12 protein-coding genes and 2 tRNA genes are annotated in these 11,397 nt (G+C 68.0%); 8 read left to right on the forward strand and 6 right to left on the reverse strand.

All coding sequences use genetic code 11. From position 1 onward, the window contains the following. The first annotated feature begins 2 nt into the window (after positions 1-2). Both QM708_RS05600 and QM708_RS05605 read left to right on the forward strand, forming a co-directional pair. On the forward strand, positions 3-956 hold the full coding sequence (locus QM708_RS05600) for a carbohydrate ABC transporter permease (protein ID WP_415105205.1): 954 nt from the start codon (positions 3-5) through the stop codon (positions 954-956). Further along, positions 953-1,801 (forward strand): carbohydrate ABC transporter permease, encoded by an 849-nt coding sequence (locus QM708_RS05605; protein ID WP_415105208.1) that lies wholly within the window; start codon positions 953-955, stop codon positions 1,799-1,801. The genes QM708_RS05600 and QM708_RS05605 overlap by 4 nt, the downstream gene beginning before the upstream one ends. An 84-nt stretch (positions 1,802-1,885) precedes the next feature. On the opposite strand, the gene QM708_RS05610 is transcribed toward QM708_RS05605, so the two are convergent. Further along, a complete protein-coding gene (locus QM708_RS05610) occupies positions 1,886-2,710 on the reverse strand; it encodes a DsbA family oxidoreductase (RefSeq protein WP_415105211.1) in 825 nt (274 codons plus the stop codon). A gap of 122 nt (positions 2,711-2,832) precedes the next feature. Here QM708_RS05610 and QM708_RS05615 point away from each other — a divergent pair, with 122 nt between their 5' ends. The 5 genes from QM708_RS05615 (at position 2,833) to QM708_RS05635 (ending at position 4,997) form a co-directional block, all read left to right on the forward strand. Beyond that, positions 2,833-3,219 (forward strand): GntR family transcriptional regulator, encoded by a 387-nt coding sequence (locus tag QM708_RS05615; protein WP_415105214.1) that lies wholly within the window; start codon positions 2,833-2,835, stop codon positions 3,217-3,219. Continuing rightward, the gene (locus QM708_RS05620) at positions 3,219-4,085 is read left to right on the forward strand and encodes an ABC transporter ATP-binding protein (protein ID WP_415105216.1); all 867 of its coding nucleotides are present in this window, start codon (positions 3,219-3,221) and stop codon (positions 4,083-4,085) included. Before QM708_RS05615 ends, QM708_RS05620 begins: the two co-directional genes overlap by 1 nt. Then, entirely contained in the window at positions 4,078-4,716 is a 639-nt protein-coding gene (locus tag QM708_RS05625) for an ABC-2 transporter permease (protein WP_415105219.1), read from the forward strand. The genes QM708_RS05620 and QM708_RS05625 overlap by 8 nt, the downstream gene beginning before the upstream one ends. Positions 4,717-4,829: 113 nt before the next feature. Next, positions 4,830-4,903 (forward strand) — tRNA-Asp (locus tag QM708_RS05630). Between the two features lie 20 nt (positions 4,904-4,923). Then, positions 4,924-4,997, forward strand: a tRNA-Phe gene (locus QM708_RS05635). An 81-nt stretch (positions 4,998-5,078) separates the two neighbouring features. Here QM708_RS05635 and QM708_RS05640 read toward each other — a convergent pair. The 3 genes from QM708_RS05640 to QM708_RS05650 are packed head-to-tail and all read right to left on the reverse strand — an operon-like array spanning position 5,079 to position 8,802. After that, positions 5,079-5,732 (reverse strand): response regulator transcription factor, encoded by a 654-nt coding sequence (locus QM708_RS05640; RefSeq protein WP_415105222.1) that lies wholly within the window; start codon positions 5,730-5,732, stop codon positions 5,079-5,081. Next, on the reverse strand, positions 5,729-7,201 hold the full coding sequence (locus QM708_RS05645; RefSeq protein ID WP_415105225.1) for a sensor histidine kinase: 1,473 nt from the start codon (positions 7,199-7,201) through the stop codon (positions 5,729-5,731). The genes QM708_RS05640 and QM708_RS05645 overlap by 4 nt, the downstream gene beginning before the upstream one ends. Beyond that, a complete protein-coding gene (locus QM708_RS05650) occupies positions 7,201-8,802 on the reverse strand; it encodes a histidine kinase N-terminal 7TM domain-containing protein (RefSeq protein ID WP_415105228.1) in 1,602 nt (533 codons plus the stop codon). The genes QM708_RS05645 and QM708_RS05650 overlap by 1 nt, the downstream gene beginning before the upstream one ends. A gap of 260 nt (positions 8,803-9,062) precedes the next feature. Here QM708_RS05650 and QM708_RS05655 point away from each other — a divergent pair, with 260 nt between their 5' ends. After that, on the forward strand, positions 9,063-10,076 hold the full coding sequence (locus tag QM708_RS05655; RefSeq protein ID WP_415105231.1) for a fructosamine kinase family protein: 1,014 nt from the start codon (positions 9,063-9,065) through the stop codon (positions 10,074-10,076). Between the two features lie 7 nt (positions 10,077-10,083). Here QM708_RS05655 and QM708_RS05660 read toward each other — a convergent pair whose 3' ends face one another. Continuing rightward, positions 10,084-11,094 carry an alpha/beta hydrolase gene (locus QM708_RS05660; RefSeq protein ID WP_415105234.1) on the reverse strand — a complete coding sequence of 337 codons (1,011 nt, stop codon included), beginning with the start codon at positions 11,092-11,094 and terminating at the stop codon, positions 10,084-10,086. Continuing rightward, complete coding sequence (locus tag QM708_RS05665) at positions 11,078-11,287, reverse strand: DUF3073 domain-containing protein (protein WP_415105237.1); 210 nt, start codon at positions 11,285-11,287, stop codon at positions 11,078-11,080. Before QM708_RS05665 ends, QM708_RS05660 begins: the two co-directional genes overlap by 17 nt. Between the last annotated feature and the right edge of the window lie 110 nt (positions 11,288-11,397).

Genomic DNA, 11,397 nt, shown 5'->3' on the forward strand with positions numbered 1-11,397 from the left:
CCATGACGGCCACCACTTCCTCACGCGGGGAAGCGGCAGCCGGAAAGGCCCGGCGGGCAGGCAAGATCGATGCCGATGCCCGCCGGACCGCCCGGCTGTTCGTCGCCCCAGCGATCATCTTGATGATCGTGGTTGCCGCGGCACCGATCGCCTACGCGATCTGGCTGTCGCTCCACCAGTACAGCGTCCGGGTCCAAGGCCTGAGCCGCTTCGTCGGGCTCGACAACTACATCGCCGCGCTCACCTCCGGACAGTGGTGGCAAGCCGTGTCCACCACGTTCACGATCGCCTTCGTGTCGGTCACGATCGAGGTCGTGCTCGGGACCATGATGGCGATGCTGCTGAACCTGGCATTCCGTGGGCGAGCGGTACTCCGGTCGGTGCTGTTGGTGCCGTACGCGGTGCTCACCGTAGTGAGCGCCATCACCTGGCAGAGCATGTTCGATCCCCGCCTGGGTCTGGTAACCAACGTGCTGCAGACGCTCGGTCTACCCGCGGGCGACATCATCTGGCTGGCCGAGCCGGGCTACGCGATCACGATCGTGATCATCGCCGAGATCTGGAAGACGACACCATTCGTGGCGCTTCTGGTGCTGGCGGGACTCCAGGTGATCCCGGCGGATGTCTACGAGGCCGCCGCGATCGACGGCGCGACCAAGATGCAGACCTTCTTCCAAGTCACCCTGCCCTTGATCAGGCCTGCCATCTTGCTCGCCGCGATCCTGCGGCTGCTGGATGCGTTGCGCATCTTCGACCTGCCCTTCGTGCTGACCCACGGCGCGAACGGAACCTCGACGATGTCGCTGATCTCCTACGTGCAACTGCGCGAGAACCGGCTGATCGGCGAAGGCTCGGCGCTGTCGATCCTCACGTTCGCCACAGTGATGCTGGTCGCCATGGTCTACCTGCGCTTCGCGGGCGGAAACCTGCGCGACGTCTCGAAGGGGGAGAAATGAGCCGCCGCCGCACATCGCCGACCGCCGTGTACATCCACCCGCTGGTGTGGGTGCTGATCGCACTGGTGATGATCGGGTCCCTGGTGCCCGTCTACTGGCTGGTCAACACCTCGCTGAAGTCCGGTGCGGGCCTGTCGTCGGCCGACCTGTGGCCGGCCAGCCCGACATTCCAGAACTACGTCGAGGTCATCAATACGCCCAAGTTCGGGTTCGCTGTCCGTAACTCGATCATCGTCAGCGTGTCCGTGACCTCGCTCGCGCTGCTGTTCGGGGCGTCCGCCGCCTATGCGCTGGCCCGGCTGCCGCTGAGCCGTAAGGGATTCCTGCTCACCATGGTGATGTCGATCTCGACGTTCCCGGTGATCGCGATCGCCGCGCCGATCTTCAACCTGTGGAGCCTGATCGGGATCTACGACACTCTCCTGGGCCTGATCATCCCGAAGCTCACGTTCGCGTTGCCGCTGGCGATCTTCACGCTGACGTCGTTCTTCCGTGAGATCCCGATGGAGTTGGAGGAGGCCGCCTCGATCGACGGAGCCTCCGCGTGGCGGACGTTCTGGCAGGTCATCCTGCCGGTCGCCATGCCGGGCATCGCCACGACGGCGATCCTGGTGTTCATCTCGTCGTGGAACGAGTTCCTGCTGCCGGCCACGTTGAGCTCGACGATCAACGCCCAGACCATTCCGGTCGCGATCGCGATGTTCAGCGGCGCCAACGAATACGACATGCCGATCGGCACGATCAGCGCGGCGTCCGTCATCGTCACACTGCCGCTGCTCATCGTGGTCATGGTCTTCCAGAAGCAGATCGTGAGCGGCCTGACCTCAGGTGCCGTCAAGGGCTGACCGACGGCCGTCCGGCACCGGAGGACCGAACGCGAATCGGGTGAGTGGGGATCATGCCCACTCACCCGATTCGCGTTCGACGTCTCAGTCACACCCTTCCGGACCGCAGGCCGCTCCCCCGCCGAAGCCCTCCAGGCCGGGCACGGCGAGCGGCTGGACGACCGGATGGAGTTCGTCCCACACCTGCGTCAGCGCCTGGCCGAAAACCTCCCGTGGCTGCGCGCCGGAGATGCCGTACTTCTCGGCCAGTACGAAGAAAGGCACGCCGCGAATCCCTAGCCGGGTGGCTTGGGCGATGTCAGCGGCGACCTGCGCGTCTCGCTCCGGATCGTCAAGGGCCGCGCGCGCCGCCTCGGCGTCCAGGCCCGCCTCGACCGCCAGGCGCACCAGCACTTCGGCGTCGGCGATGGACTCGCCGTCGGTGAAGTGCGCCCCAAACAGTGCACGTTCGAGGTCCCACGCCGCCTGAGGCGAGACATCGCGAGCCGCGTGCAGCAACCGGTGGGCGCGGCGCGAGTTCGCCACCGACAGCGCGTCGAAGTCCATGGTGAGACCGTCACCGGCTGCGGCTTCGGCCACCTGCGCGAACATCTGCCGCGCCTGCTCGACGGGAATCCCCTTGCGGGAGGCGAGGTACTCGGCCTCACCGCCCTCGTAGACCTCGGGCAGGCCGGGGTCGAGCTGGAAGCTGTGCAGCCGCACCTCGACACCGTCACGATGCGCGAATGATGCGAGGGCCTGCTCGAACCGGGCCAGCCCGATGTAGCACCACGGGCAGGCGATATCGGACCAGATGTCAATCCTCATGCCGGGCCAACGCCGGGCCGGCCGGCGGTTGTTCCCGGCTCCACGCACCGTCACGATCCTCGCATGGTCATTTTCTATGTCCAGATCGAAGCCCTCCGCCATCACCCCTAGTCACAGACCACCCCCTCGAATCTGGACATAGAAATCGACCATCCACCCGCCGAGAGTCGTTGACAACCCAAGCCAACTGTATATAGTGCATATAGACAGTAAGGAGGTGTGGGGTGGTCGACATCGTGCTCGCGAACACCGGCGGCGTGCCGATCTACGAACAGATCAAGGCTCAGCTCAAGGCCGCGATCCTGCGGGGCGACCTGGCCGAGGGTGCGATGCTGCCTTCGATCCGCGGACTCGCCCGCGACCTGCAGGTCAGCGTGATCACCACCACCCGCGCCTACTCCGACCTCGCCGCCGAGGGCTTCATCACGAACGTTCCCGGCAAGGGCAGCTACGTGCTCCCGCGTGACAGCGCGCTCGTGCGCGAGCAGATCTTGCGCGAGGTCGAGCAGCACTTCGCCGACGGCGTTCGCCAAGCCCGCCTCGCCGGCCTGACCGACGCCGAACTCCACGCCGTGCTCGATTCCCTGCTCAGCAACCCCGAGGAGCCGTGATGCACTCGCCCACCACCACCGATCCATTCCGGCTGCACGCGGTCACCAAGCGGTACGCGCGCGGCAAAGGCAAGGACACCACCACCTTCGCCCTGGGCCCCCTCGACCTGACCGTGCCGCGCGGCTACGTGACGGGCTTGGTGGGGGCCAACGGCGCGGGCAAGACGACCGCCATCAAGATCGCCCTCGGCCTGGTCCGGCCGGACAGCGGGGAGGCGCACCTGATCGACAAGGCGCGCATCGGGGTGGTGTTCGATCAGCCGAGCTACGTCGGCGACTGGACAGCCACCCACGTGGGCCGCGCGCTGGCGCCCTTCTACCCGGAATGGGACGCCGACCGCTACGCCGAACTCCTGGCCTGGAGCGGCATCGAGCCGTCGAAGAAGGTCAAGGAGCTGAGCCGCGGCATGGGGATGCGGCTGCAACTCGCCGTCGCACTCAGCCATGGCGCGGAGCTTCTCGTGCTCGATGAGCCGACCGGTGGCCTCGATCCACTGGCCCGCAGCGAGTTGCTGGAGATGATCGCCGACTTCATGACCGACGCGTCACACTCGGTGCTCTTCTCGACCCACATCACCTCCGATCTGGAGAAGGTGGCCGACTACATCACCGTGCTACACGCGGGGCGTGTGGTCAGCGCCACCACCCGCGACGAACTGATCGACGGCTACCGCCTCGTCCGCGGCCCGGCTGCGGAGCTGGACGCGGTGCGCCCGCTGGTCCTCGGTCTGCGCGAGCACGGTGCCGGATGGGAGGGCCTGATGGCTACCGACGACACGGTGGCGCTCGGACGCCGCACGCTCGCCGAAGCGCCCACGCTGGAGGAGATCGTCGTCCATCTCGGAAAGGAGCCGAGCCATGTCTGAACTCACCCCGATGCTGCGCCTCGACCTGATGTCGCTAGTCTCACTACGCCGGGTTCTGCCGGCCTATCTCGGCTTCACCATCGTGTACATGGTGGCCTTGGGCACCCAGATGGGCTTGACGATGGTCGGCCTGGCCGGGGTGATCGTCAGCATGAACCTGTTCAGCGTCGGCGAGAGCAACCGGCTGAACCTTCTCTTCGGAACCCTTCCGCTCCGGCGCCGGACGGTCGTGCAGGCGCACTACCTGATCTCCGGAGGCGTCGTGGTCGCAGCGACGGCACTCGGTTGGCTCATCGCCGCCGCGACCTCGGCCTTCCGCGGGGAGCCGGTCGCCGAGTTGGGCCTGGCCACTGCGGTCACCACGGCCTCCTTCCTGACCATGATGGCCATCATGCAGCCGTGCTATCTGCGTTGGGGAACCCGCTTCGCTGGCTTCGCCTTCCTGTTCTTCGCGTTCGGCCTGTCCGGGATCGCGATCCTGGCGGGACAGTTGCCGATCGGCCTCACCCTCACCCGAGTGCTGGAAGGCAGCGAGTCCTGGCTGCCCTGGGCCGGACCGGCCGTTGGCATCCTCGCCTACCTCGCGTCCTACCCGATCGCCGCGAGAATCTACGAGAACCAGGATCACTGACATCACCTCCGCCCCTCGCACGAGTTCAGGCCTACCCAGCGGCTCGATTTCACATCGGCGCGAGGGGCACGCTATGCTTCTCAAGCTGCCCGCGAGGGGAGCGGCCTTCAAAAGGCCCCGTAGCGCAGTTGGTTAGCGCGCCGCCCTGTCACGGCGGAGGTCGCGGGTTCGAGTCCCGTCGGGGTCGCTGTTCTGAAGAGAACAACCGGCCAGGTAGCTCAGTTGGTACGAGCGTCCGCCTGAAAAGTGGAAGGTCACCGGTTCGACCCCGGTCCTGGCCACCCAGAGTTTCCAAAAGGGATCACGTCGCGCGTGATCCCTTTTTTCATGCCCGACCGCCCCGGCAACCAGGACGCCGTGGCCTAGCGTTCGCGCTCGATCCTCGGAGCGATATAGCCGTCCGAGACGGCGTCCACGGCCAGGTTGAGGATGTGGTCGTAGCCGGTCTTGGCCAGCATCTCGGAAATGCGGCGTTTGACGGTCCCCTCGCTGAGGTACAGCTCGGCGGCGATCTCCTTGCGCGACTTGGCCTCGCAGGCCAGGCGCAGGATCTCGATCTCATCGTCGGTCAGGCCCGCCGCACCGAATCGAGTGGGGATCGTATCACGTGGGTAGGTCGAGTAGCCGTCGCGGGTCGAGCGGAGCACGCCGAGGAGTTCCCCGGTGCCGACGTTCTTGTAGATGAAGCTGTCCGCGCCGGCGTCCCGCGCCTGTCGCACGAAGGTGATCTCGGGCATCCCGGTCATGATCACGACGTAGACGCCCGGCTGCGAAGCCTTGATCCGGCGCGCGGCCACGATGCCGGAGGAGCCGTGGTCGGTGTAGACGTCCATCAGCATCAGGTCGGGGCGCAGCCGCTCGGCCAACTCGACCGCGTCGGCGGCGTCCGCCAGCGAGGCGATCACCTCCAGGTCAGGTTCGCCGTCAATGGCGGCGACCAGCGATTCGCGCAGGATGGTCTGGTCTTCGACGACGATGATCCTGGTGGGTCGCTCACTGCTCTGCGGAGCGTTCATACGGCCGCCTCGTGGGCCAGGATGCTCTCGGCCACCGCCTCCTCGACGCTGCGCCGGCGCGGCACGGCTACCTCCACGGTGAACGGCGCATTCGGCATCACGCTGAGGGTCCCGCCCAGCTCGCACACCGCGTGGCGCATGCCGCGCAGGCCGAGGCCCTCCCGCGTCACCGCTGCGGGACTGGTTCCGTCATTGCTCACCGACAGGCGCCAGGCGTCCTGCGCGGCCGTCATCACCACCGTGATCGCGCGCGCCTGACCGTGCCGGACGGCGTTGGTCGCCGCCTCGCGGATCACCTGCACGAACGTGTCGGCCGCAGCAGGCGCAGCGGGAAGCTCACCCTCGACGCTCACCCGGACGTCGATCAGCGAGAACGAGGTCACGATGCCGTCCAGTTCGGCGGCGCTCTCGGTACGGCCGACCTCGGACAGGTCGCACAGGATCGCGCGCAGCATCGGCTCCAGCGAGGCGAGCGAAGCGTCGGTGATCTCGTCATCCTCCAGGTAGCGGTGCAGGATCGACAGTCGCTGCCCGATCACGTCGTGCACGCGCGCCCGCGCGGCGAGCAGCGCCTCGCCCCTGGCCACGTCACGCACGTTGGCCAGCGATGCGCGCAGTTCGGACGCCGCGCGCGCGAGTTCGTCGTTGGTGCGGGCCAGACGTCTGATCAGGCGGTCCTCGTCGGTGATGTCGCGGGCGAGCAGCCGCCAACAGGGGGCGCCGCCCATGTCGAACGAGTCGAGCGAGAACAGGAACATCCGGTCGTCGGGGAGTCTGAGCACCACGCTGTCTTCAGCGATGACGTCCTGCTCGTCGGCGGCCTTCGCCCGCAGCGCCGTCCACACCTGGCGGGCGTCGGCGAGGTCGGTCGGGAAGCCGAGGGCGATCAGGCACGCGCGCATGGCGTCGTTCATCAGGCGGATGCGGCCGCTGTCATCGGCGAGCAGCAGTCCCTGCGGCAACCGCACGATCGCCTCTGTCGTCGACCATTGCGACAGCTCACGTCTCGGCCGCCCGAGATCGAGCACCAGCTCGCTCGCCACCCGGGCGGCGAAGAAACACAACACCACCAGAAGGACGATCCACGCGCCGTCGCCGGACAGGCGCAACACCGGTGGCGTGCAGGCGAGCAGCACACCGAGTTCGAGCAGCGCGATCCGGCACCCCCTCCACCGCAGGGCCGCACCCAGCACGGCCACCACCGCGTTGCCCCACAGCAGGGGTTCCAGCGGCACGTGGAGGCCGAGGGTATGCAGCGTCCACCACTCCCCGTGGGCCGCCGCAGTGATGATCGCCGCGGTGACGATCAGGTGCCCGACCAGCAGCACCTCATAGGCGAGGACGCCCGCACGCACCTGTCTGCGCGCGGCCACCACGTGCACGTGCAAGGTCTGGCCAGCGATCAGCAGGCACACGGCCACCAGCGCCACGGTGAGTGTGGCGAGGTTCAGCGTGGCGAGCACACCCATCAGCGGCCACCTCCGCCCACGGGAGCCAGGATGCGCAGGGTCAGCGCGCCTGGTTCCCCCTCGACCTCGCAGGTCAGGTTGTCCTGCTGTAGGCGATCGGACCAGTCGGGCGAGGCCACCAGCGGGGCCACCAGGCACGACCCTTCACACTGGTGGGCGATGCGGAGTTCGGCCATCCCCGGCTCGCGGTCGTTGAAATGCGCCATGAGCGCGGAGTCGCCGCCGAGGAAGGACGCCATCGCGATCTCGTAGAAGCAGTCGTACAGCGCGCTGCCAGGCGCGGGCGGGAGCGGCGAGGTCAGGTCGACCGTGGCGGCACACCGGACGCCACAGCTGCGCAGATCGGCGACGGTCTGCGCGACGATCAGCTGCATCCGCTCCCGGTCCAGGACGGCATCCTCCCGCTCGGTCAGGATCAGGCTGCCCTTGGTCTTGCAGTAGGCGATGAGCAGTTTGATCGCGGTCAACAGCCGCTTCCGCTCTGCGTCACCGGCCGGGGATTCGAGGGTCGCCAGCTCCGCCAGGAGTTCTCTGATGTTGTCGGCCGTCGCGGCCAGCGTCCCCTCCACTTCGTCGAGCAGATCGTGCTCGTGGCACAGCTTGTGCAAGCGGGCCAGCACGAGCTGGTCCTGCTCCAGCAACAGGTTCTGCCGTTGCAGGCGGCGCCGCTTGGCGTCCAGCAGGCTGCGGCGCGCGGTGATCCGCGACACGTCCGTGGCCAGGAGCGCGACGCCCCCGTCGAGGCCGTAGGCCAGATACTCGGTGTTGACGTCGCCTGGGTCACTGAACGACACGGCACCGTGTCCGCGGACCCGGAGCGCGGCGACCGTCGTCGCCACGTAGGCGTCCAGGTCACCGGCGCGCGCGGTCGCGTACGCGATCCGGCCTTGCCGGGTGAGCACCCACAGGGACAACGGCAGCGTGCGGAAGGCTTCCTGATCCCAGGCGTAGGCGGGCAGGACGCCCAGCCGCAGCGAGACCTCGGTGGCCAGCACGAAGATCAGCACGTAGATGAGCGCCAGGTTGCTCGCGAACACCGACGGCATCCCGAAGGCGTAGAGGACCGAGTAGAGGACGCCCACCCCGATGAGGGCGAGCAGCAACAGCGTCGCCGGCCGTAGTTGCCGCCGGGCGAAGGCGAACAGGATGGTGCCGGATACGCCGAGCACCAGCAGCGTCCAGGCGGCGATCACCCAGTACACGGCCCCGTAGCTGTAGTGGGTGACGAACCCCGGATCCGCACGGTCGAACAGGAAGGCCGCTTGGTGTAGCCCGTTGGTCAGCACCAAAGTCGCGCACAGGACGCACAACACGATCGCGGCGCGCATCATCGCGCGCACCCGCGGCCCGTCGTCCAGCGCCGCCGCGCGTAGCACGCCGAACATCACCAGCAGCGGAAGGAACAGGATCGGGATGTAGTACAGGTACCAGCACGCCTCCACGATGAGCGGTTCTCGCGCGGAGCTCTTGATCAGCGCCACGATCATCCACCACACCGCCAGCGCAGTCGCCCAGGCCACGTAGCGGCGGATCGTCGCGTCGGAGCAGCGCTGATAGGCGGTGACTCCCCAGGCGCTGAGGGCGCTGACGAGCATGATCATCACCCCGACCGTGCCAGATGCGTCTGGGGCCCAAGCCCGCCCCGACGGCGGTTCCGAGGGAGCCCACCGCTGCAGCGCAATGAGGAGGACAGCGAAGAAGGCCGCGCCCGCAGCCGCCGCGAGGCGCACCCCACGCCGGCCGGTCACCGCGCCTTTCTGTCGCACGTTCACCCTCTCCGTAGGCAATTCGACCCTATCGAAGGGGTTGATGGCGCACAGCAGGAACCCGAACATTGCGCAGGCGCGCGCCCAGTCCCTGAATGTGGGACTCGCGTCCCAAACCCCTGCGGCACGAGGCCCGCGAGGGCCTCCTCTCCGGAGCGCCGGCCGGCGAGAATAGATACGCCGCATCGACGGGCCGCTGGCCGATTCCGGGGGGAAGTCGGCCAGCGAACATCGGGGGGATCAAAGGTGGCCGCGCCCGCCCCGCTCTGGGGGCGCCAGGGCGGGCAGCGGCACCGATCCTCACCCGAAGCGCCCGGGCTCCCGCTCTCCCGTTGCACACTGGAGCCATGCAGACGTTCCGCAAGCACCGCCATCGGGCCCCGGACGGTTTCTTCGCCGTCGAGGCCGCCGGGCTGAACTGGCTCGCGTCCGCCCGCGCGGTCAAGGTCGCGTCCGTGATCAGCGTGGACGCCGACAGCATCGTTCTCGAACGCCTCCCGACGGCCTCCCCCACCCCAAGCCACGCTCGCGATTTCGGGCGGGCACTCGCGGCGATGCACGACGCCGGCGCCGCCGCGTTCGGGTCGCCGCCCGACGGCTGGGCAGGCGACGGCTTCATCGGCGACGCCCCGCTCCCGCTACGGCCCGAACCCAGCTGGGGCGCCTTCTACTCCCGCCACCGCGTGCTGCCCTACGCCGACGGCGCCCACCACCGCGGCGCGCTCACCCTGGAGCAGTACCGGCCGCTCACCGCGCTGTGCGCACGTCTGGAGCGCGGCGACTTCGACGATCCGGCACCACCCGCACGCATCCACGGCGACCTGTGGAGCGGCAACGTGATGTGGACGCCCTCAGGTGCGGCACTGATCGATCCCGCCGCCCACGGCGGCCACCGGATCACCGACCTGGCCATGCTCGCGCTGTTCGCCGTCCCCTACCTGAACGAGATCCTGGACGCCTACGCGCGGGCCAGCGATCACCTGCCGACGGATTGGCGCGCGCTGATCCCGCTGCATCAGGTGCATCCGCTGCTCGTGCACGCGATGCTGTTCGGGGGCGGCTACGGGGCGCAGGCCGCGCGGGCGGCGTCCGCGGCACTCACGCTCTGAGGCCGTTTCACGGTGCGGGGACGTACCCGCGCAACCAGGCGGTGACCGCCTCGAAGAAGCGCTCGCGCGCGGGTGAGGGCGATAGCGACAGGTCATGGGTGCCGCCCTCGATCCTCGCCAGCGCGACGACGTTGCCCAGTCTCCAGGAGACCGCGGCGATCCGGTCCACATCGAGCACGATGTCAGACTCGCGTGCCGATTCCAGCGAAGGCCGTAGCCACGCGTCCTTGGTCGAGGTGGTGACCAGGACGGGGCAGTCGAGGTTCAGTCCCCGCGCGACGCGACGATGACCCTGGATCACCGCGCGCAGCCAGCCCACCCTCGGGTGATCGGCGCGCTCCAGCTTGAGGTCGAGGGAGTAGTTCCATTCGCCGCCGTAGGCCGAGTGCATGGCTTGGGCGTAGAATGGGGTCTCGTCGCTGTCGGGCAGCGGCAGCGGCAAGGTCGGGTTGCGCCGGCTCCATTGGGACAACACCGGGCGCAGTACCGAGGTCAACGCCGGGGTGACCCACATATCGAGCCAAGGCGAGTTCAGCACCAGCCCGGCCAGCGTCCCGGGATGATCCGAGGCGTACAGGGTCACCACCAGCCCCCCGGTCGAGTGCCCGCCGAGCAGCACCACCGGATGGCCGGCACCGATCACGCTGAGCGCAGCGGCGAGTTCTTCGGTGTAGTCCGACAGATCGGTGATGAAACCGCGCAACTGGGGCTCAACCCAGCTGCGCCCGTAGCGGCGCAGGTCGAGCGCGTAGAACGCGATGCCTTGGGCCTCGTAGAACTCCGCGACATGCCCGTGGAAGAAGTAGTCGTTCCACCCGTGCACGTGCAGGATGGCCCGTGCATGGGCGCGCAACGCGGGATCGCTGCGGCGGATCAGGGTGCCGACCAGCGGAGCGCCGTCCTCTTCAGGAAGGGGGTCGGCTGCCAGGGGAAGCCTCAGACACTCGAAACCCGCCAGGTGCTCGTCAGGCGACCACCCCTCGGCGTGACCAGGACGACCGTCAGGAGGTTCGCCCATAGGAGGGGTAGTCCTCCTCCTCGCCGTCGTCGGAATACGCGTCGTCGTACTCGTCGGAGTCGGGCTGGTACACCTGGTAGGAACTCTCACCGCGGAGCTCGCGCTCCAGTGAGGAGAAGTCCGTATTGAAGGTACGGTACTTGAGATCGCGAGCGACCTTGGTCTGCTTCGCCTTTGCACGGCCGCGCCCCATATCCGGGTCGACCCCCTTAGCGTTGTGGCGGTCTAGCCGCGTGAGGATGTATCTGTCGTGAGGCAGATGCTACCCGAGTTCCCACCCCGGACAAAGCAGAACCGTGGACG

This window comes from Propioniciclava sp. (assembly GCF_047602245.1).
In the GTDB taxonomy this organism is placed as follows: domain Bacteria; phylum Actinomycetota; class Actinomycetes; order Propionibacteriales; family Propionibacteriaceae; genus Propioniciclava.

Excerpts from the sequence above, each read along its gene's own strand:
- QM708_RS05600 (WP_415105205.1), top strand. The coding sequence starts at position 3 with ATGACGGCCACCACTTCCTCACGCGGGGAAGCGGCAGCCGGAAAGGCC.
- QM708_RS05605 (WP_415105208.1), top strand. The coding sequence starts at position 953 with ATGAGCCGCCGCCGCACATCGCCGACCGCCGTGTACATCCACCCGCTG.
- QM708_RS05610 (WP_415105211.1), bottom strand. The coding sequence starts at position 2,710 with ATGGCGGAGGGCTTCGATCTGGACATAGAAAATGACCATGCGAGGATC.
- QM708_RS05620 (WP_415105216.1), top strand. The coding sequence starts at position 3,219 with ATGCACTCGCCCACCACCACCGATCCATTCCGGCTGCACGCGGTCACC.
- QM708_RS05625 (WP_415105219.1), top strand. The coding sequence starts at position 4,078 with ATGTCTGAACTCACCCCGATGCTGCGCCTCGACCTGATGTCGCTAGTC.
- QM708_RS05640 (WP_415105222.1), bottom strand. The coding sequence starts at position 5,732 with ATGAACGCTCCGCAGAGCAGTGAGCGACCCACCAGGATCATCGTCGTC.
- QM708_RS05645 (WP_415105225.1), bottom strand. The coding sequence starts at position 7,201 with ATGGGTGTGCTCGCCACGCTGAACCTCGCCACACTCACCGTGGCGCTG.
- QM708_RS05650 (WP_415105228.1), bottom strand. The coding sequence starts at position 8,802 with ATGATCATGCTCGTCAGCGCCCTCAGCGCCTGGGGAGTCACCGCCTAT.
- QM708_RS05655 (WP_415105231.1), top strand. The coding sequence starts at position 9,063 with ATGTGGGACTCGCGTCCCAAACCCCTGCGGCACGAGGCCCGCGAGGGC.
- QM708_RS05660 (WP_415105234.1), bottom strand. The coding sequence starts at position 11,094 with ATGGGCGAACCTCCTGACGGTCGTCCTGGTCACGCCGAGGGGTGGTCG.
- QM708_RS05665 (WP_415105237.1), bottom strand. The coding sequence starts at position 11,287 with ATGGGGCGCGGCCGTGCAAAGGCGAAGCAGACCAAGGTCGCTCGCGAT.